This window comes from Micromonospora sp. NPDC049662, from assembly GCF_040675055.1.
GTDB lineage: Bacteria > Actinomycetota > Actinomycetes > Mycobacteriales > Micromonosporaceae > Micromonospora.
This window is the reverse complement of the sequence record NZ_JBFAOC010000050.1, coordinates 1-20,413: the sequence shown is the minus strand read 5'-3', so window position 1 is coordinate 20,413 and position 20,413 is coordinate 1. Positions and strand designations below refer to the sequence as shown.

The following is a 20,413-nucleotide window of genomic DNA, read 5'->3' as shown; positions in this document are numbered from 1 at the left end:
GAAAAGCCCAACCCCGATTCCGTTTGGCATCTCGTGTGGTGCGTCCTCAAGCCCCTGGATGGGGACCCAAACCTCTTGATCAACACAACGAGGGTGGGTGTCAGCCCTTGATGTACGGCTTGCCGTCGGCGGCGGGCGCCCGGACCCGACCGACCAGGCCGGCGACCGCCAGGATGGTCGCCAGATAGGGCAGCATGGCCAGGAACTGGCTGGGGATCGAGCTGTTGATCGCGCTCAGGTAGGTGGCGAGCTGGTCGGCGAAGCCGAAGAAGAGCGCGGCGAGCAGCGCCCCGGTCGGGTTCCACCGGCCGAAGATGAGCGCGGCCAACGCGATGAAGCCCTTGCCGCCGATCATGTTCTTGGTGAACGAGTAGAGCGCCAGCGTGTACGACGCGCCGCCGATACCGGCGACCACACCGGCCAGCAGCACGTTGCGGTAGCGCACCCGCAGCACCCTGACCCCGAGCGTGTCGGCGGCGATCGGGTGCTCGCCGACCGACCGGGTACGCAGGCCCCACCGGGTGCGGAACAGCCCGATGTGGATCACCAGCACCAGGAGCAGGCCGACGTAGAGGAAGATGTTGCCGCGGAACAGCGCCGGCCCGAGCACCGGGATGTCCTTGAGCAGGGGGATCTCCCAGTTGCTGAAGCGCGGCGCGCTGTTGTACTTCTCCGCGTCGGTCTGCATCAGCCGCTCGTAGAGGAAGCCGGTGACGCCGACCGCGAGCAGGTTCAGCACGATGCCCATGACGACCTGGTCCACCAGGTAGCGGATGGCGAAGACGGCCAGCAGCAGCGAGATGAACGCGCCACCGATGGCGGCGGCGACCAGGCCCACCCAGACGTTGCCGGAGAGGCTGCCGAACAGGGCGCCGCTGAACGCGCCCATCAGCAACTGCCCCTCGATGGCCACGTTGACCACGCCGGACCGCTCGCAGAGCACACCGGCGAGCGCGCCGAAGATCAGCGGCAGGGCCAGGATGAACGTGCCCCGGATGATGTTGACCAGCGGCATGAAGTTCTGCCCGGTCGGCGCGGCGGAGACCTGCCAGCAGAGGAAGGAGAGCACGAAGGCGACCAGCCCGACGCCGAGCACCGGCAGGAACCAGCGCTTCGGCACCCCGGCGAGCAGGGCCGCGCCGGCGGCGATCGTGATGATCCCGAACAGGATCGCGCCGATCGTGCCGTTGATCTCCAAGGCGGCGCCGGCCGCGTCGTCGCTGAGCGTGAACCGGGCCTGCTGGTCGGTGGCGAGCGCACCGAACAGCACCGCCGCCAGCAGGCCGAGCGCCGTCAGCGTGAGGCCGACCTTGCGGGTCCGGGTCCAGAAACCCTCGTCGACGCCGACCGCGACGTCGGGGACAGCCATGGTGGACATGCGTTACCAGCCCTTCGCCAGGCTCGTCTGCAACCGGGCGGCCCGTGCGGCCCGGAGCTGGAAGATCGCCTTCACCAGGGCGGGTGCGGCGATGAAGATGACGATCAGCGCCTGAAGCACGGTCACCAGCTCCAGCGAGATGCCGGAGTACGACTGCATCCGGTTACCGCCGGCCTGGAGCGCACCGAACAGCAGCGCGGCGAGCAGCACTCCCCACGGCTTCACCCGGCCGAGCAGCGCCACCAGGATGCCGTCGAAGCCGATCTGCGCCACCACCAGCGGCGTCAACGCGCTGGCCGTCGAGCCGAGCACCATGTTCGAGCCGCCGAGACCGGCCAGGATCCCGGAGAAAACCATGATCAGGATGTACGTCCGGGTGACGCTGATGCCGGCCGTCCGCGCGGCGTCCGGGTTGGCGCCGACCGCCCGCAACTCGAAGCCGAGGGTGGACCGGTTGAGCAGCCAGGCGACCGCCCAGGTGGCCAGCACGGCGAGCAGGATGCCGGCGTGCACCCGCAGGTTGTCACCGAGCAGACGGGGCAGCTGCGCGGAGGTGTCCACCGCCTTGCTGATCGCGTCGGTCCGGGTCGGATCCTGCACGCCGTTCTGCACGATGAGCCAGGTCAGGAAGTACGTGGCGACGTAGTTGAGCATGATCGTGTTGATCACCTCGTGGGCGCCCGCGCGGGCCTTGAGGATGCCCGGGATGAAGCCCCAGATCGCCCCGCCCAGCGCGCCGGCGAGCACCGCCACCAGCAGGTGCAGGCCGGGCGGCAGCGGCAGCAGGAAGCCGGCCAGTGCGGCCAGGATGACGCCGACGGTCGCCTGACCCTGCGCGCCGATGTTGAACAGGCCGCCACGGAAGGCCAGCGCCACCGCCAGGCCGGTGAAGACCAGCGGCGCGGCGTACGTCAGCGTCTCGGAGATCGGCGCGAGCACCGCCTGCCAGCCGTTGCTGCCGTTCACCCAGCCGGAGAACGCCTCGGGGTCGAAGATCGAGCCCTTGAACAGGTTGGCGTACGCCTCGCTCACCAGCGTCCAGCTCGAACTGAACGCGTCCGAGGGGCGGGCGGTGATGTAGGTGTAGGTGTGCAGCACGTCCGGGTCGGAGACGACCATCAACACCGCGCCGACGACGATCGCCAGCACCAGCGACAACAGGGTCACCGTGAAGGTGTTGGCCGCCCAGAGGTTGTCCAGGAAGAGCCGGCCCAGGGACGGCTTCGGCTCCGGCGTCTTCTCCGTCGTGGTCGTGCCGGCCCGCTCGGTGTTGCCGAGGGCGTTCTGCGCCGCCTGCGCCTCGCTCGCCGGCTCCTTGTCCGGAGAGCCCGACTGCGGATTGGGGTTGGTCATGCCTCGTCCTCGCTCGCGGGGCCGTCGGCGCGCGCCGGACCCCCGTCGGCCGCGCCACCAGCGGTAGCCGTGCCGGGCTGGGCTGCGGTGCCGGCGGTGGTCGCGTCGGGCTCGGCCGGCGTGCCCGCGCCCGCCGCGTCCGGGTGGATGCCGGCCATCAACAGACCGATCTCCTCACGCGGGGTCTCCGGGCCGACGATGCCGATGATCCGTCCCCGGTACATCACCGCGATCCGGTCGGCCAGCCCGACCACCTCGTCCAGCTCGCTGGACACCACCATGACGGCGGTGCCGATGTCCCGCTCGTGGATGATCTGGCTGTGGATGAACTCGATCGACCCGACGTCCACGCCACGGGTGGGTTGGGCGGCGATGAAGAGCTTCAGCGGCCGGGACAGCTCCCGTGCCACGATCACCTTCTGCTGGTTGCCACCGGAGAGGGTGCCCACCGCCGCGTCCGCCGATGAGGTACGGACGTCGAACTGCTCGATCCGCTCCCGGGCCGACGACGCGATGGCGTCGGGCTTCAGGGCGAGCCCGCTGCCGAAGGGTGGCCGGTCGTAGATGTCCAGCACCAGGTTCTCGGCGACGCTGAACTCCTTGACCAGGCCGTCCACGCTGCGGTCCTCGGGTACGTAGCCGACGCCGGCCCGGAGCACCCGCTTGGGCGTCCAGCCGTCGATCCGGTCACCGCCCAGGCTGACCGTGCCGGCGAGCACCGGGCGCAGACCCATGATCGCCTCAATCAGCTCCGTCTGGCCGTTGCCCTGCACGCCCGCCACGCCGAGCACCTCGCCCGCCCGTACGGTCAGGTCCACGCCGTCGACCGCCCGGATCTGCCGGTCGTCGTCGACGACCAGCCCGGCCACCTCCAGCACCGGCTCGCCCGGCGTGGCCGGCGACTTGTCGACCGTGAGGCGCACGCTGCGGCCCACCATCAGCGCGGCCAGCTCGTCGCGGCTGGTCTCCGGGGAGGCCGTGCCGACCGTCTTCCCGCGTCGGATCACCGTGATCCGGTCGGCGATCGCCTTGACCTCGCCCAGCTTGTGGGTGATGAAGACGATCGACTTGCCGGCCGCCTTGAGCGACCGCATGACCGTCAACAGCTCGTCGGTCTCCTGCGGGGTGAGCACCGCGGTCGGCTCGTCCAGGATGAGCAGGTCGACGTCGCGGGTGAGGGCCTTGACGATCTCCACACGCTGCTGGATGCCGACCGGCAGGTCCTCGATCACCGCGTCGGGGTCGACCCGCAGGTTGTAGCGCTCGGACACCTCCGTGACCTCGCGCCGGGCCCGCCGCCGGTCCAGGAAGCCGGCGATACCGCCCCGGACCTGCTCCGCACCGAGCATGATGTTCTCGGCGACGGTGAACACCGGCACCAGCATGAAGTGCTGGTGCACCATGCCGATCCCGGCCGCGATGGCGTCGGACGGCCCCTTCAGCCGCAGCGGCGTGCCGTCGACCAGGATCTCGCCCTCGTCGGGCTGGTAGAGCCCGTAGAGCACGTTCATCAGGGTCGACTTGCCCGCGCCGTTCTCGCCGAGCAGGGCGTGAATCTCTCCAGGCTCCACCGTCAGATCGATGTGGTCGTTGGCGACCAGATCACCGAACCGCTTGGTGATGCCGCGCAGTTCGAGTCTCAGCGCAACCTCCTGGAGTGCGAGCGATGGTGCAGCCTAGCTGCCGTCGAACGGGCCGGAACGCCTGGCCGACGCGGTGCGCGATCGGCCGCTCCGACCCCCACGGTCACCGCGGGGCCGAAGCGGCCGATCGGTCGTACCTGTGCCCACCGACCTCTCCGATGATCTCACCGGAGAGGTCGGCCGGACGTCACTTGGTCGGCTGGGCCTTCGAGGTGACGGTGATGGTGCCGGCGGCGATGTCCGCCTTGATCTTGTCGACCTCGGACTTCAGCTCGGCCGGAACCTTGCTGTCGAAGTCGTGGTACGGGGCGATCGAGACACCGGTGTTGGCCAGGGTGCCGACGAAGCCGGGGTTGGCCTGCAGCTTCTCGCCACCGGCGGCCTTGACCACAGCCTCCTTGACGGCCTCCGGGATGTTCTTCACCACGGTGGTGATGATCGCGCCGCAGTCCGGGGTGCTCTCGCAGCCGTCGACGTCCACCCAGATGGTGTTGTACTTGCCGCCGGAGGCCTTGGCCGCCGCGGTGGTGCCGAGGCCGGAGCCGCCGGCGACCGGCATGATGATGTCCGCGCCCTGGGCGACCAGCGCGTCGGAGACCTTCTTGCCCTCGTCCTGCTTGGCGAAGTCGTTGGTGAAGGAGCCCTTCTGGGTCTCCTTGTTCCAGCCCAGCGCCTGGACGTTCTTCTTCTTGGTGGTGTTGTAGTACGCCACGCCGTCGACGAAGCCGTCCATGAAGATCGTCACCGGCGGGATCGGCAGACCGCCGTAGGTGCCCACCTTGCCGGACTTGCTCATCCCGGCGGCGAGGTAACCGGCCTGGAACGCGGCCTGGGCGGTGTCGAACTGCATCGGGTAGATGTTGGCGTCACCCGGCTGGGCGTCGACGATGCCGAACTGCTGGTTCGGGTTCGCCTTGGCGATCTTGGAGGTGGCGTTGGCCATCAGGCCACCGACGGCCAGGATGAAGTCGCACTTCTGGTTGACGTACTGCGTCAGGTTGGGCTCGTAGTCGGCCTCGGCCTTCGACGCGACGTACTTGATGTCGATGTTGTCGTTGGCGGCCTTGGCCTCCTGCAGACCCTTCCAGGCCGAGGTGTTGAACGACTTGTCGTCGATGCCGCCGACGTCGGTCACCATGCAGGCGCTGAACTTCTTGGCGCCACTGCCGGCGTTCTTGTCATCATCCGGAGCCTCGCCACACGCGGCGGCGCTGAGCACGAGCCCACCTGCCGCGAGGATCGAGGCGATCCGCATCCCACGCACCGAGCGCAAGACGTCTCCTTCCCATTGCACACCGCGCCTAGTGCGGTGGCAGCCCATCAGCCGACCTGCGGGTGTGCCGCCGGCTGTCCCACGTTACGGACGGGAGCGTACGCCCGCGCCCACCCACCGGCCGACAATCGTGCACGACTGTTGAGTGCCTGTTACCCGGGTGTAACCCTTGCGTGGGGCAGATCACTCTTCGTGCTGCTAACCGAGCCCCCAGGTGTCGCGGAAGTCCGGTTTCCGGGGTGCGGTTCCCCCCTCGGACGCTACCGCCAAAAGACCGCCACCGCCGCGTTCACCAGGGTCAGGCCGACGATCGCGAGGAAGTGGCCACGGTTGACCACGTCCCGCTTACGGGAGAAGAAGACCATGACGAAGATCAGCAGCGCGATCACCAACTTCGTCACAAGTTTCGCCGGGTTCGGCTCGTCGTCACCGCCACCGCGCAGGGGCGCGGAGAGCCCGAGGCCGGTCAGCAACTGGATCACGGCGCCCCAGAGCATGGCGGGGTTGATCCGCAGCTTCCCGCTGACGTACTGGGCGATCGAACCGCCGAGCAGCAGGGCGAAGCCGATGAGATGGACATAGAGGAGGATGAGTCGCAGTGCTTCCACGCCGCCCATCCTCCCCTATCAACGACACTTTGTAGTAGTGGGGCCGGCCGGCCGGCGCGTCGAGGGGCTCATCCCTTGACCGCTCCGGAGGTGAGGCCGGAGACGATGAAGCGCTGGAGGAACTGGAAGACCAGCACGGTCGGGATCGCGGTGAGCAGGGTGCCGGCCGCGAAGATGCCGAAGTTGGTGTTCCGCTCGGCGCCCTGCAACATGCCCCGCATGCCGACCGCGAGGGTCTTGGCGTCCGTGTCGGTGAGGAAGACGCTCGCCATCAGGAACTCGTTGATGGTGTTGATGAAGGCGAGCAGCCCGGTCACCGCGAGGATCGGCGCCACCAACGGCAGCATGATCCGGAAGAAGACCTGCGCGTGCGAGGCGCCGTCCACGGTGGCGGACTCGTCCAGCTCGCGGGGCAGGGTGTCGAAGAAGCCCTTCATCAGCCAGGTGTTCACGCCCAGCGCACCACCCAGGTAGAGCAGCAGCAGGCCCCACGGGGTGTTGAAGCCGACGGCCGGCCACAGGTCGGTGATCGTGCCGAAGATCAGGAAGATCGCCACGATCGCCAGGAACTGCGGAAACATCTGGATCAACAGCAACGACAGCAGCCCCACCCGTCGACCCGCAAAGCGCATCCGGGAGAAGGCGTACGCCGCGAGCGCCGAGAGGAACACCGAGGCGAACGAGGCGCCGCCGGCGATGAGCAGCGAATTCAGGAACCAGTGGGCGAACGCGGTACGCGCGAACAGGTCCCCGAAGTTCTCGAACGACACTCCGCCGGTCGGCACCAACTCGGTGGACGAGAGGGTGCCGAGCGGGTTGAGCGCCGCCGAGACGACGAACACGAGCGGGAAGAGGCTGAACAGCACGCCGAGCAGTCCGACCAGGTGCCGCCAACCGACCTGGGCGAACCAACGGCTCCGCCGCCCTCGGACCCGGCGGTCGAGCGTTGTCGGGCGGCTCGGGTTGATGAGCGTGGTCACGCGTACACCTCCTCCTGTTGACGGGTCCGCCGGAAGCTGATGGCCGACACCACGGCGACGATGGCGAAGATGAACAGCGAGATCGCCGCGGCGAAGCCGAACTGTGCCGCCTGCCCACCGAACGCCAGCCGATACGTGTAGGTGATCAGCAGGTCGGTGGCGCCGTTGCCGGGGTTGTCCGCCGGGAACGGCGCACCCTCGGTGGTCAGGTAGATCGCGTTGAAGTTGTTGAAGTTGAACGCGAACGACGAGATCAGCAGCGGCGAGAGCGCGACCAGCAGCAGCGGCAGCGTGACCGCACGGAAGGACTGCCAGGGTGAGGCCCCGTCGACCGAGGTGGCCTCGGTCAACTCCCGGGGGATGGCCTGGAGCGCGCCGGTGGCCACCAGGAACATGTACGGGTAGCCGAGCCAGAGCTGCACCAGGATCACCGCGGCGCGGGCCGTCCAGTCCTGGCCGAACCAGTCGACGCCGAGCCCGAACAGGTTGTTGATCAGCCCGAAGTCGGTGTTGAACATGTCCCGCCAGACCAGCAGCATCGCGAACGACGGCATGGCGTACGGCAGGATCAGCAACATCCGGTAGAGGTTGGTGCCCCGCATCCGGGGCGAGTGCAGCGCGAGCGCGATCAGCAGACCGAGGACGAACGTGCCGCCGGTGGAGCCGATCGCGAAGGCGAAGTTCCAGACCAGCGTGCCGAGGAACGGCCCGGAGATCCGCTCGTCGGTGAGTATCCGGGTGAAGTTGGACAGCCCGACGTTCACCTTCCACCCCTGGGCCAGGCGCTCGCCGTCGGCGGCGACGAACGCGCCGGCTCCGCCGTCCGCAGTCCAGGTCCTGCCGCTGTCACTGTCCCGGACGCAGTCGCAGCCCGCGTCGTACGCCCGCACGGCCCTGCCCTCGTACGCCCGGGACAGGCCGGACGAGCGCAGCGCGCCGCCGGCGGTCGGCACCACCAGGTCGGTGATGTCCCTGCTGCGCGCGCTGGCCTGACCGACGTTCAGCACCGTGTAGCCGTCGGCGGCGGTGACCTTCCCGCCGGGGGCGACGGTGACCCTGCCGGGGTCGAGCGGACGCAGACCGCCGCTGTCGCCGACGGAGACGGTGTCGGTCGCCGGGTCGGTGACCAGGAAGACCAGGGCGCCGGTGGCGGGGTCGCCCTTCGTGGCGACGGACATCGGGTACTGGGCGGAGCCCGCGACCTGCCGCACCGAACTGCTCTGGATCGCGACGATCGCGTCCTCCTTGCTGCCCCGGTGGCCGTCGCCGAAGTTGGTGAAGGCCGTGCTCGCGGTGTAGAGGACCGGCACGATCTGGAAGGCGATCAAAAGGAGCGTGCCCGGGACGAGGTACTTCGCCGGGACGTGCCGGCGGCCCGCGTACAGGTAGAACAGCGCGGCGGTGGTCAGCGCCAGCACCGCCAGCCCGATCCACTGTCCGGCCTCCACGAGCGGGAACGCCGCCCAGATCGCGATCCCGGCCACCAGGCCGAGCAGGATCACCTTCGCGGCGAGGCCGGCCGCGGTGATCGGCGCGTGGTTCCGCGCGGTACGGGACGTGCGCGGGGACCCGGTGCCCACGGGCCCCCGGCCCGGAGCCTGCTGGGCAGTCCCCGGGCCGGACAGCGGCGTACTCATTACTTGATCGAACCGGCGATCATCCGGCCGGCCGCGGTGACCGTGCTGGTCGGATCGGCGCCGCCGATGACGGCGGCCTCCGCCTTGCCGAACGGGTCCCAGATCGCGGCCATGGCCGGGATGGCCGGGAGCACCTGGCCGTTCCTGCCGGCCTCGATGAACTTGGCCAGGTCCGGGTCGCTGCCCTTGACCTGGTCCAGCGCGGCGGTCAACGCCGGCGGACGCGGGTCGGCCTGGTAGAGCGCCACCGCCAGTTCCTGCTTCGCGACGTGGTTGACGACGAACTCCTGGGCGAGCGCCTTGTTCTTGCCCTTGGCCGCCACGTAGAAGGACTGCACGCCGATGAACGGAGCGGCCGCCTTGCCGCCAGCGAAGCCGGGTACGGCGGAGATGTCGTACGCGATGCCGGCCTTCTTCACGTCGGCGGTGGCCCACGGCCCGGAGACCAGGAAGGCGCACTTCTTGCCGGTGAAGGTCGCGGTCGCGTTGGTGTCGGCGATGGATCGCTTCAGCACGCCCTCGCCCTTCTCGCCGAGCGCGGCGATCTTCTTGAACGCGGCGATCGACTCCGGCTTGCCGACGCCGAGGTCCTTCGGGTCGTAGTCCCCGTTCGCGGTGGTGCCGAAGAGGTAGCCGCCGGCAGAGGCGTACAGCGGGTAGATGTGGTACGCGTCGCCCTTCTGTCCGACCTGGAGGCAGAGCGTCTCGGTGACCTTCTTCTGCGCCTTGAGCTGCTTGCCGGCGGCGACCAGGTCCTCGATCGTCTTCGGGGCCTCGGGGGCCAGGTCGGTGTTGCGGATCAGTGCCAGGTTCTCCTGGGCGTACGGCACGCCGTAGAGCTGGCCGTTGAACGTGACGGCCTTGACCGCGCTCTCGCTGAAGGCTGCCTTCTGCTCGGCGGGCAGTTGCACCGGATCGATGGCGCCGTTCTGGACCAGGTTGCCGATCCAGTCGTGCGCGCCGATCACCACGTCCGGGCCACCGCCCTGGCTCGACACGGTGACGAAGTTGTTCTGGAGGTCCTCGTTCGGGACGGCCTGCACCTCGACGGTGACGCCGTTCTCCTGGCCGAACTTCTCGGCGAACGGCTTGAGCGCCGCGGTCCGCTTGTCGTCGGCCCAGATCACCAGTTTGCCGCCGGCGGCCGTGGGGGTTTCCTTCGTGGCCGGCTCGTCGCTGTCGCCACCACAGCCGGAGGCGGCGAGCGCCAGGCCGAGAACGGCAACCACACCCGCGGTACGGATGCGCATCGGTACTCCTGTCGTCATGGCGGGTCCGCCGGGGGAAGGACGCCCCGCCAGTGGAAAGCTGAAAGTTCTTGCTGATTGGCGCAGCGATATTGCCCCGCCGCGCTCGTATGTTGCGGGGACGTTAGCAAGACGTTGCAGACAATGGAAGGGCTTGCAGAGCACCCCGCAAGAACTTGCCGATGGACTACAGTGCCGCCATGCGCGCTCGACTGTCCGACATCGCCCAGCAGGCCGAAGTCAGCGAGGCCACGGTGTCGCGGGTGCTCAACGACCGCCCCGGCGTGGCACCGGAGACCCGGCAGGCCGTTCTCACCGCCCTCGACGTACTCGGCTACGAGCGCCCGGCGCGACTGCGCAAGCGCAGCGCCGGCCTGGTCGGCCTGGTGGTGCCGGAGCTGGACAATCCGATCTTCCCGGCGTTCGCGCAGGTCATCGAGTCGACACTGGCGCAGAGTGGGTTCACCCCGGTGCTCTGCACCCAGACCGCCGGCGGCGTGACCGAGGACGAGTACGTGGAGATGCTGCTGGACCGGCAGGTCTCCGGAATCGTCTTCGTCTCCGGCCTGCACGCCGACACCGCCGCCAACCACGACCGCTACCGGGCGCTGATCGCCCGGCCGCTGCCGGTCGTAATGATCAATGGGTACGTCCCCGACGTCGCGGCGCCCTTCGTCTCCTGCGACGACCGGGAGGCCGCCGACCTGGCGGTGGCCCACCTCGTCGCGCTGGGACACCGGCGGATCGGCCTGATCACCGGCCCGGACCGGTTCGTGCCGGTGCGGCGCAGGGTGGCCGGCTGGCGGGCGGCGATGACCCGGCTGGCCGGCGTCGCCGAGGCGGATCTCGGCCCGCTGGCCGAGCTGACGCTGTTCGGTGTGGAGGGTGGCGAGGCGGCGGCCGGCCGGCTGCTCGACCGTGGTGTGACCGGGCTGGTCTGCGGCTCCGACCTCATGGCGCTCGGCGCCGTGCGGGCGGCCCGGCAACGCGGCCTGTCCGTTCCGGGAGACCTCTCGGTGGTCGGCTACGACGACTCGCCGCTGATGGCCTTCACCGACCCGCCGCTGACCACCGTGCGGCAACCGGTCACCGCGATGGCGGTGGCGGCGGTCCGGGCCCTGGTGGACGAGATCAACGGGCACGGCGCCCCGCACTCCGAATACCTGTTCCGCCCCGAGTTGGTCGTCCGCGGCTCCACGGCGGTGGCCCCGGCCGCCGTGCGGTTTCCTTACGCAAGATCTGCTTGACTCTTGCAAAGGCGGCCGGCATATTGCTCGCACAGCCGCGCCCGAGCCTGAGACAGACGGGGAAACATCACCAATGACCGTCAGCACCACCATCACCCTGCCCCGCACGGACGACGACTGGTGGCGCTCCGCGGTCGTCTACCAGGTCTACGTGCGCAGCTTCGCCGACAGCAACGGAGACGGCGTCGGCGACCTGGCGGGCATCCGGGAACGCCTGCCGTACCTCCGCGACCTCGGGGTGGACGCGCTCTGGCTGACCCCCTTCTACACTTCGCCGATGGTCGACGGCGGGTACGACGTCGCGGACTACCGGGACGTCGACCCGATGTTCGGCACACTCGCCGACTTCGACGCGATGATCACCGACGCGCACAGCCTCGGCCTGCGGATCATCGTCGACCTGGTGCCCAACCACACGTCCAGCGCGCACCGCTGGTTCGTCGACGCCCTCGCCGCCGGTCCCGGCTCGCCCGAGCGGGCCCGCTACCTCTTCGCCGACGGCAAGGGCGCGCACGGCGAACTGCCCCCCAACGACTGGGAGAGCATCTTCGGCGGCCCCGCCTGGACCCGGATCGCCGACGGCCAGTGGTACCTGCACCTGTTCGACCCGGCCCAGCCGGACCTGAACTGGCGGCACCCGGAGGTTCGCGCCGAGTTCGAGGACGTGCTGCGGTTCTGGCTGGACCGGGGCGTGGACGGCTTCCGCGTCGACGTGGCCCACGGCATGATCAAGGCCGAAGGGCTGCCGGACGTCGGCTTCAGCACGGCGACGACCGGGCAACGCCAGGTCGAACTACTCGGCAAGGGTCGCCTGCCCTACTTCGACCAGGACGAGGTCCACGAGATCTACCGCGCGTGGCGGCCCATCCTGGACAGCTACCCGGGCGGCCGGATGGCGGTCGCCGAGGCGTGGGCCGAGACGCCGGAGCGGCTGGCCCGCTACATCGGCCCGGACGAGCTGCACCAGGCGTTCAGCTTCGACTTTCTCGACGCCACCTGGTCGGCCGACTCGTTCCGCAAGGTGATCGACACCGCCCTCGCCGAAGCGACGGTGGTCGGCGCGCCCACCACCTGGGTGCTGTCCAACCACGACAAGCAGCGGCACGTCACCCGCTACGGCGACGGCCCCGACGGGCTGCGCCGGGCCCGTGCCGCCAGCCTGCTGATGCTCGCGCTCCCCGGCTCGGCCTACCTCTACCAGGGTGAGGAGTTGGGCCTGCCCGAGGTTCTCGACCTCCCCGACGAGCTACGGCAGGATCCGGCGTTCCTGCGTACGGGTGAGAGCCGCGACGGCTGCCGGGTGCCGATTCCGTGGAGTGGAGAGCTGGCGCCGTACGGCTTCGGGCCGGCCGGCAGCGAGCTGAGCTGGCTGCCCGCCCCGGCGACCTGGCGCGCCCTGTCGGTCAGCACGCAGGCCGGCGCCCCGGGCTCGACGCTGGAGCTGTACCGGACGGCCCTGCGCATCCGCCGCGAGCACCCGGCGCTGGCCGCCGACGCCGGCGAGGTCACCTGGTCGCAGACCGAGCCGGGCGTGTTGGCGTTCTCCCGCGGCGCGGGTGACACCGTGCTGACCTGCGTCGTCAACCTCGGCGCAGCGCCCGTGGCACTCGACGGGTACGGCACGCCGGTCGTGGCGAGCGCGCCGCTCACCGACCACCTGTTGCCCGTCGACGCGGCCGCCTGGTTCGAACGGCGCTGAGCGGGTAAGCCAATCTCGACCTGGTCGTCCGTCGTGCCCCGCGCCAACGGGCGACTGGGCTGCCGACCCCTTGTGGTGGGGGGTGAGGTGCACCGGCGCCACGCGGAACGGATTCCGCGCGGCGCCGGTGCTCGTGTGACGCCCGTGGTGCGCTCCGGCCCCGGGCCCTGACCCGCCGCGTCACTTCGCGGTGAGCAGCGCCGCGATCCGGGTGAAGCCGGCGCGCACCTCGGCCTCGTCCGGTGGCTCGGCGGGCTCGCCGTGACCCGCCTCGTCGGCCGCCGCGTCCAACTCCTCGTCGATCACGTCCTCGAAGTCTCCGTACAGGTCGGCCCCCTCGACCTGCCGGGCCTCGTCCTCGGCGGCCACCTGCGCGGCGGCGATCTCGCTGCGGATCTCGTCGGCCGACAGCGCCGGCAGCAGCGGTTCCACCACGGCCATCAGCTGCTCCTCGGCCACCACCGCCTCGGCCAACGCCAACGCGTGCGGCCGTTCGTACGGCCCGCAGACCACCGGCTCCCACTCGTCCAGGTCACCGAGCGGCCCGAAGGTGATGATCCACGGCAGGCCGAGCATCGGCGAGTCGGCCGGCAGGTCCAGTGTCATGAGTGCGCCCACGGGCTCATCATGGTCCGCGAACGTGAGCGCCGGTGCCGTTCTGTTCAGTTACCGCCCGTCCGGCGGTCGATGAGAGACCGGTCGGCTCAGTCGTGTCGGGTGGCGTCCAGGGCGGCCCGCACGAGAGCGACAGCACGATCCGGGGTCACGCCGAGCCGCCGCGCCTCGGCGGCGTAGTCGACGGCGAACCGGTGCAGCCGGTCGACGGCGTCGTCCCGCCCGGGAGCGACGAAGGTGCCGTTGCGTCCCCGGGTCTGCAACAGGCCGGCCGCCTCCAGCTCCCGGTAGGCCCGCGCCACCGTGTTCGCGGCCAGTCGCAGGTCGGCCGCGAGCTGCCGGACGGTGGGCAGGCGGCTGCCCACCGGCAACCGGCCGTCGCCGATCAGCTCGGCGAGCTGCACACGCACCTGCTCGTACGGCGGCACCGGCGAGTCCTGGTCGACGGTGATCAGCACGTCGGACATCTCCACCCTCACCCCGCACCGCCCGGGGCGCCGGGGTCGGTGTCCTCGTCGACATCCACCACGGGGGCGCCCGCCGCCAGGTCTACCACGCGCCCACTCCGGCTGGTCGCGAGCAGCGCCGCGCCGAACAGCACCAGTTGGTTCAGCAGGTAGAGGTAGAGCAGCAGACCGACCGCACCGGCCACCACGGTGTACGCCGGGTTCCGCTCGGTGCGCACCACGTAGTACCGCCCGAGCGTGTTGAGCAGCGTGATGCCGACCGCGACCAGCAGCACCACCGGACGCAGCCGGGACCGGCTCATCCGCAGCCGGGGCACCGCGAGCAGCAGCGCGGTGGCGAGCACCGCGTTGACCAGCACGCTGAGGACGGCGCTGACGGTGGTCAGGCCGACCGACCCGGTGCTGCGCAGCAGAAAGCGCAGCAGGGATTCCAACGCGTCCACCGCCGCCACGGAGAGACCGAGCAGCACGAAGACGCCGATCATCACCCCGAGGTCGACCAGCCGCCGGACCACGAGGTTGCCGGGCTGCTGGTTGAGCGCGTACATGAGCCGCTGCGAGGAGCGGATCGCCTCCACCCAGCCGATGCCGGTGAACACGAGGATGACCAGGCCGACCACACCGACCGTGCCGCTGGAGTTCGCGATCTGCTGCGCGTCCAGGAACGGCAGGTTCTCCTTCAGGAACCCGGTCGCCGCCTCGCTGACCTCGTCGTTGTCCTCCAGGATCGCGCCGAAGACGGAGTACGCGACCAGGGCGAGAGCGAAGACGGCGAAGAAGCCGTAGTACGCGATCGCCGCGGCGAGCCTTCCTGCCAGCACGTCGGCGTAGAGCGTCCCGGCACGCCAGACGTGGTCGAACAGGCCCGACCGGGCACGCGCGGCACCCACCCAGCGGTCGATGCCCGCCTCGATCCGGCCGATCACGTTCACGCGATCATCCTCGCCGATCTCCCGCCGCCGTCCCGGCAACCAGTACAAGACCGCTCGCCAGCCGGCGCGCCGCCGAACGTCAGTCGCCGAGGCGGAAGTCCCGGCGGGGCTGCCACCGGGCCGGCCCACTGTGCGAGAACAGGGTGAACGCGTCGACCTCGAACATCGCGGAGAAGTCGGCCAGATCCTCGTACACCTTGTCCAACGCCTCCGGAGCGACGTCATGCGCGACGGTGACGTGCGGATGGTACGGGAAGCGGGTCTGGCGGTGCAGACCCGGCGCGGCCGCGATGGCCGCGGCCAGCAACTCGCATTCGCTGATGCCGGCGGCCACCGCGACGAACACCACCTGCGTCACCGGCCGGAACGTGCCGGTCCCCCGCAGGTGCAGCGTGAACGGCAGATGCGCGGCGGCCACGGCGGCGAGGTGCCGCTCGATGCCCGGCAGCACGTCGGTCGGGATCTCGGTCGGGCCGAGCAGCGTCACGTGCGCGGGCACCGCGAGGGGATCACCCGCCTCGACCCGTCGCCGGGTGAGCTGTGCCCCCCACGGCTCCGGGATGTCCACCGCGATGCCGATCTGCACGGTGTCGCCCGGCGGGGGCATCCCGCCGCTGCGATCCACGCTCCGTGCCGCCACGTCGGCCACCGATTCGCCCACCCGTCCCCGCAGCGCTATTCGCCGCGCATCGGCGGGAAGAAACCGACCCGCTCGTACGCGGACCGCAGCGTCGCGCCGGCCACGGACCGGGCCTTCTCCGCCCCGGCGGCAAGCAGCTTGTCCAGTTGGGCGGGGTCGTCGAGGTACGTGCGCGTGCGCTCCTGGATGGGACGGACGAACTCCGCCACCTGATCGGCCAACTCCTTCTTGAGGTCGCCGTAGCCGCGACCGGCGAACGCGGACACCAGGTCGTCGATGCCACGCCCGCTGAGCGCCGAGTAGATGGTCAACAGGTTGGACACGCCCGGCTTGGTCTCGGCGTCGAAGACGATCTCCCGACCGGTGTCGGTCACCGCGGAGCGGATCTTCTTCGCCGAGCGGGCCGGGTCTTCCAGCAGGTCGATGATGCCGGCCGGCGAGGACGACGACTTGGACATCTTGGCCGTCGGGTCCTGCAGGTCGGTGATCTTCGCGGTGTCCTTGACGATGTGCGGCGCGGGGATCGTGAACGTCGCGCCGAACAGCGAGTTGAACCGCTGGGCCAGGTCGCGGGAGAGTTCCAGGTGCTGACGCTGGTCCTCGCCGACCGGCACCGCGTTGGCCTGGTAGAGCAGAATGTCGGCGGCCTGCAGGACCGGGTAGGTGAACAGCCCGACGCTGGCCCGCTCGTTGCCCTGCTTCTGCGACTTGTCCTTGAACTGCGTCATCCGGCTGGCCTCGCCGAAACCGGTGATGCAGCCGAGCACCCACGCCAGCTGCGGGTGCTCGGGCACCTGCGACTGTACGAACAGGGTGCTGCGGTCCGGATCGATACCGACCGCGAAGAGCTGGGCGGCCGCCACCCTGGTCCGCTGGCGCAGCACCGCCGGATCGTGACCGGCGGTGATCGCGTGCAGGTCCACCACGCAGTAGAACGCGTCGTGGGTGTCCTGCAGGGCCACCCAGTGCCGCACGGCTCCCAGGTAGTTGCCGAGGTGGAACGAGTCGGCCGTCGGCTGGATGCCGGAGAAGACGCGGGGTCGCTCGGGAACGTCGGGCATGGCGATAATTCTGTCAGCAAGCATGCGGAGCCGTCATGACGGGCCGGCGCGTCGGCCCCGGCCAGCCGGTGTCGGGGCGCTGACCTCGCGTGGCCCGCTCGTCCCCGGCCGTGGACCCGGCCCGACCGCGGTGCCCCGCTGCTGTCCCGCCGCGCCCCGGTCCGCCTCGCGCTGATGGCTGACGGCGGGATCGCGCCGCTGCTCCGGCATCCGGGCCGCCGTCACCGCGAGCCGGGCGACCCGGCGTCCGTCCAGGGCCAGCACGCGCAGGAGCCAACCGTCGGCCGGTGCCGCCGGATCGGGCCCGCCGCCGTCGGGCGGCTCGCCGGGCACCGGCACCTCGTCGCCGGTCAGCGGCAGGCGGCCCAGGACTGCCATCACGTACCCGCCGACGGTCTCGTACGGACCGGCGGGGAGCGCCACACCGGTCCGCTCGGCGAAGTCGGCGAGGTTGAGCCGGCCGTCGACCACGGCCGGCAGGCCGACGTGGCTCGGGTCGGGCGGCCTGCCGTACCCGTCGTGGATCTCTCCGACGAGTTCCTCGATCAGGTCCTCCAGGGTGATGATGCCGGCGGTTCCGCCGTACTCGTCGACCACCACCGCCAGGTGGTGCCCTTCCCGGCGCATCTCGGTCAGCGCGGCCAGGACCCGCTTGCTCCCCGGCACCTGCTTGACCTCGCGGGTCAGCTCGCCCACCGTGGCGCAGGGGTCGGCGTCCGGACGGAGCAGCACGTCCCGCAGGTGCACGAACCCGACCACGTCGTCCTGGGTGCCGTCGGTGACCGGGTACCGCGAGTGCGTCTCGGCCCGTACCAGCCGGGCGGCCTCGGCGATGGTCAGCCGGGCCGGCAGGAAGACCACCTCGGTACGGGGCATCATCACCTCGCGGACGAGACTCGCCCCGGCCACCAGCACCTCGTCGATGATCCGCCGCTCGTCCGGGTCGAGCACCGTGTTGACCGCCACGAGGTCCCGCAGCTCGGCCTCGGAGATGCGTTCCCGGCCGGCCGCCGGGCCGGTACCGAGCAGATCGGTGACGAGGCGGGTCGCGCCGTCGGCGGTGCGCACCAGCACCCGGGCGACGGCCCGCGCGAGCGGCCCGGGGTCACGGCGGGACCGTTTCCGCACCCGCCGCCGGAGCCCGGAACGGGCTGCTTCCCGCATGAAAGAGATGGTAGACACCGGGTGCCCGCCGCACCGGAGATGTGCGGCTCTGTTTAAACGTGAGAGATTATGATGGAATGGCGTGCGGCGCGATCCACACCGCTCCCGAGCGCCGCCGTAGGGTGATCACCAAGGGCCACGTCCCGGCGGGCCAGGCAGGAGGCAACGACGTGAAACTGCTCGTCACCGGGGGTGCCGGCTTCATCGGCAGCGTGGTGACCCGGATGCTGCTCGACGCCGGCCACCAGGTCGTCGTCCTGGACGACCTGCGCACCGGTCACCGCGAGGCGCTCGCTCCGGACGCGACGCACGTCGAGGCGTCCATTCACGACGCCGCCCAGGTCCTCACCCCCGACGCCGGCTTCGACGGGGTGCTGCACTTCGCCGCCCTCATCGCCGCCGGCGAGTCGATGGTGAAACCCGAGCTGTACTGGGAGAACAACACGGTCGGCACGCTCGCCCTGATCAACGCGGTCCGGGCCGCCCGGGTGCCCCGGATGGTCTTCTCCTCCACCGCCGCCGTCTACGGCAACCCCACCGAGCTGCCGATTCCGGAGACCGCGGTCAAGGCGCCCACCAACACGTACGGCGCCACCAAGCTCGCGGTCGACATGGCGCTCACCTCCGAGGCCGACGCGCACGGGCTGGCCGCCGTGTCCCTGCGCTACTTCAACGTGGCCGGAGCGCACCTCGCCGGCGACGTCGCACTCGGCGAGCGGCACGACCCGGAGACGCACCTCATCCCGATCGCCCTGGAGGTCGCCGCCGGCCGGCGGGAGAAGCTCCAACTCTTCGGCGACGACTACCCGACCGTGGACGGCACCTGCGTACGCGACTACATCCACGTCGTCGATCTCGCCCGCGCGCACCTGCTCGCGCTGGACGCCGCCACCGCGGGTCAGCACCGCATCTACAACCTCGGCAACGGAAACGGCTTCACCAACCGCCAGGTGGTCGACGTGGTCCGCGAGGTCACCGGCCACCAGCTCCCGGTCGAGGTCGCGCCACGCCGCGAGGGCGATCCGGCCGAACTGGTCGCCTCCTCCGCGCTGGCCCGTGACGAGCTGGGTTGGGTGCCGCGCAAGCCCACCCTGCACGACATGGTCGGCGACGCCTGGGCCTTCTACCGCGCCCACGTCCTGGAGCAGTCGTGAGCCCGCCGAGTGAGCCGGGTGTGCGAGCCCCGCAGTGCCGAACAAGGAGGCACCATGACCAGCCCCACCGGTGACGTCGCCGAGCGGGCCGCCGCCGGCTTCACCGACCAGTACGACGCCTCGGCCGCCGGCCTCTGGGCCGCGCCCGGTCGGGTCAACCTGATCGGCGAGCACACCGACTACAACGACGGGTTCGTGCTGCCGTTCGCGCTTCCCATGCGTACCGTGGTCGCCGCCGACCGGCGGGACGACGAACGCTGGACGGTCTGGTCCGAGCTCTCCGGCGAGACGGTCACCTTCGACGCGGACGACGTGGCCGAGCCCGGCCGGGTGACCGGCTGGGGCGCGTACGTGGCCGGGGTGGTCTGGGCGCTGCGCGACGCGGGCCACGCGGTGCCCGGCGCCCGGCTGGCCATCGCCTCCGACGTGCCGCTGGGTTCCGGGCTCTCCTCGTCGGCCGCGCTCGAGTCCGCCGTGCTCGCCGCCCTGCTCGACCTCGCGGGGCTGGAGCTGCCCGCCGAACGGCAGCCCCGGCTGGCGCAGCGGGCGGAGAACGTCTACGTGGGCGCGCCGACCGGCATCATGGACCAGTCGGCGGTGATCCGCTGCCGCGCCGGGCACGCGCTCTTCCTCGACTGCCGCGACGAGTCCGTGGAGCACATCCCGTTCGACCTGGACGCCGCCGGGCTGACCGTGCTGGTCGTCGACAGCCGCGCGCCGCACCGGCACGCCGATGGTGAGTACGCCGCCCGCCGCCGCTCCTGCGAGGCCGCCGCCAAGGCGCTCGGGGTGCCCGCGCTGCGCGACGTGACCGTCGACGAGCTCGACGCCGCCCTGGCCCGGCTCGACGACGCCGAGACCCGGCGCCGGGTCCGGCACGTGGTCACCGAGGACCAGCGCGTGCTCGACACCGTCGCGCTGTTGCGCGCCGGCCGGGTCCGGGACATCGGCCCGCTGCTCACCGCCTCGCACGTCTCGATGCGCGACGACTTCGAGATCACCGTGCCGGAGATCGACACGGCGGTCGAGGCGGCGCTGTCGGCCGGCGCGTTGGGCGCGCGCATGACGGGCGGCGGATTCGGTGGCTGCGTCCTCGCCCTGGTCGAGACCGACCGAGTCGAAGCGGTAGCCGACGCAGTCAGGCTCGCCTACGCCGAGCGCAACTACCCGGCCCCCACCACGACCCCGGTCCTGCCCTCCCCCGGCGCAACCCGCCTCCCCTAACCCCACCCACCCCACCCCACCACCCCACCCCACCACCCGCGTCCAGCCCGGTGATCAAGAGGTTCGCGTCAGAATCTGCGCGATTTCTGAC

At 70.7% G+C, this 20,413-nt stretch carries 18 protein-coding genes; 4 read left to right on the top strand and 14 right to left on the bottom strand.

The features are described 5' to 3' along the window. Nucleotides 1–100 precede the first annotated feature (100 nt). The 8 genes from AB0J36_RS27165 to AB0J36_RS27130 form a co-directional block, all read right to left on the bottom strand. Entirely contained in the window at nt 101–1,378 is a 1,278-nt protein-coding gene (locus AB0J36_RS27165) for an ABC transporter permease (protein WP_363661274.1), read from the bottom strand. Nucleotides 1,379–1,381: 3 nt separating this feature from the next. Beyond that, nucleotides 1,382–2,731 (bottom strand): ABC transporter permease, encoded by a 1,350-nt coding sequence (locus tag AB0J36_RS27160; RefSeq protein WP_357124626.1) that lies wholly within the window; start codon nt 2,729–2,731, stop codon nt 1,382–1,384. Further along, on the bottom strand, nt 2,728–4,314 hold the full coding sequence (locus tag AB0J36_RS27155) for an ABC transporter ATP-binding protein (protein ID WP_357124716.1): 1,587 nt from the start codon (nt 4,312–4,314) through the stop codon (nt 2,728–2,730). Before AB0J36_RS27155 ends, AB0J36_RS27160 begins: the two co-directional genes overlap by 4 nt. 247 nt (nt 4,315–4,561) lie before the next feature. Beyond that, nucleotides 4,562–5,629, bottom strand: a complete 1,068-nt coding sequence (locus AB0J36_RS27150) for a BMP family ABC transporter substrate-binding protein (protein WP_357124713.1) — start codon at nt 5,627–5,629, stop codon at nt 4,562–4,564. A 278-nt stretch (nt 5,630–5,907) separates the two neighbouring features. After that, a complete protein-coding gene (locus AB0J36_RS27145) occupies nt 5,908–6,255 on the bottom strand; it encodes a hypothetical protein (protein WP_355048948.1) in 348 nt (115 codons plus the stop codon). A gap of 68 nt (nt 6,256–6,323) precedes the next feature. After that, nucleotides 6,324–7,223 (bottom strand): ABC transporter permease subunit, encoded by a 900-nt coding sequence (locus tag AB0J36_RS27140; protein WP_357398681.1) that lies wholly within the window; start codon nt 7,221–7,223, stop codon nt 6,324–6,326. Nucleotides 7,224–7,231: 8 nt separating this feature from the next. Next, nucleotides 7,232–8,872 (bottom strand): ABC transporter permease subunit, encoded by a 1,641-nt coding sequence (locus AB0J36_RS27135; RefSeq protein ID WP_357171842.1) that lies wholly within the window; start codon nt 8,870–8,872, stop codon nt 7,232–7,234. Beyond that, the gene (locus AB0J36_RS27130) at nt 8,872–10,122 is read right to left on the bottom strand and encodes a maltose ABC transporter substrate-binding protein (protein ID WP_363661273.1); all 1,251 of its coding nucleotides are present in this window, start codon (nt 10,120–10,122) and stop codon (nt 8,872–8,874) included. The genes AB0J36_RS27135 and AB0J36_RS27130 overlap by 1 nt, the downstream gene beginning before the upstream one ends. Before the next feature lie 179 nt (nt 10,123–10,301). On the opposite strand from AB0J36_RS27130, the gene AB0J36_RS27125 reads away from it, so the two are divergent. Together AB0J36_RS27125 and AB0J36_RS27120 are read left to right on the top strand one after the other, a co-directional pair. Continuing rightward, nucleotides 10,302–11,366 carry a LacI family DNA-binding transcriptional regulator gene (locus AB0J36_RS27125; protein ID WP_357124613.1) on the top strand — a complete coding sequence of 355 codons (1,065 nt, stop codon included), beginning with the start codon at nt 10,302–10,304 and terminating at the stop codon, nt 11,364–11,366. Between the two features lie 73 nt (nt 11,367–11,439). Then, nucleotides 11,440–13,065: a glycoside hydrolase family 13 protein gene (locus AB0J36_RS27120; RefSeq protein WP_363661272.1), complete on the top strand. Its 1,626-nt coding sequence runs from the start codon at nt 11,440–11,442 to the stop codon at nt 13,063–13,065. 180 nt (nt 13,066–13,245) lie between these two features. On the opposite strand, the gene AB0J36_RS27115 is transcribed toward AB0J36_RS27120, so the two are convergent. The 6 genes from AB0J36_RS27115 to AB0J36_RS27090 all read right to left on the bottom strand — a co-directional run bounded on the left by AB0J36_RS27115 (nt 13,246) and on the right by AB0J36_RS27090 (nt 17,944). Further along, nucleotides 13,246–13,683, bottom strand: coding sequence for a hypothetical protein (locus tag AB0J36_RS27115; RefSeq protein WP_089017805.1), 438 nt, complete (start codon nt 13,681–13,683; stop codon nt 13,246–13,248). 86 nt (nt 13,684–13,769) lie between these two features. Further along, nucleotides 13,770–14,147 (bottom strand): GntR family transcriptional regulator, encoded by a 378-nt coding sequence (locus tag AB0J36_RS27110; RefSeq protein WP_357124606.1) that lies wholly within the window; start codon nt 14,145–14,147, stop codon nt 13,770–13,772. An 8-nt stretch (nt 14,148–14,155) separates the two neighbouring features. Continuing rightward, a complete protein-coding gene (locus tag AB0J36_RS27105) occupies nt 14,156–15,079 on the bottom strand; it encodes a YhjD/YihY/BrkB family envelope integrity protein (RefSeq protein WP_357124603.1) in 924 nt (307 codons plus the stop codon). 79 nt (nt 15,080–15,158) lie between these two features. Beyond that, nucleotides 15,159–15,686, bottom strand: a complete 528-nt coding sequence (locus tag AB0J36_RS27100; protein ID WP_357124707.1) for a 2'-5' RNA ligase family protein — start codon at nt 15,684–15,686, stop codon at nt 15,159–15,161. Nucleotides 15,687–15,754: 68 nt separating this feature from the next. Beyond that, on the bottom strand, nt 15,755–16,780 hold the full coding sequence (trpS, locus tag AB0J36_RS27095) for a tryptophan--tRNA ligase (protein WP_363661271.1): 1,026 nt from the start codon (nt 16,778–16,780) through the stop codon (nt 15,755–15,757). A gap of 33 nt (nt 16,781–16,813) precedes the next feature. After that, on the bottom strand, nt 16,814–17,944 hold the full coding sequence (locus AB0J36_RS27090) for a hemolysin family protein (protein WP_363661270.1): 1,131 nt from the start codon (nt 17,942–17,944) through the stop codon (nt 16,814–16,816). A 170-nt stretch (nt 17,945–18,114) separates the two neighbouring features. Here AB0J36_RS27090 and galE point away from each other — a divergent pair, with 170 nt between their 5' ends. Both galE and galK read left to right on the top strand, forming a co-directional pair. Continuing rightward, entirely contained in the window at nt 18,115–19,098 is a 984-nt protein-coding gene (galE, locus tag AB0J36_RS27085; RefSeq protein ID WP_363661269.1) for a UDP-glucose 4-epimerase GalE, read from the top strand. Nucleotides 19,099–19,152: 54 nt separating this feature from the next. After that, on the top strand, nt 19,153–20,322 hold the full coding sequence (gene galK / locus AB0J36_RS27080; RefSeq protein ID WP_363661268.1) for a galactokinase: 1,170 nt from the start codon (nt 19,153–19,155) through the stop codon (nt 20,320–20,322). Nucleotides 20,323–20,413 lie beyond the last annotated feature (91 nt).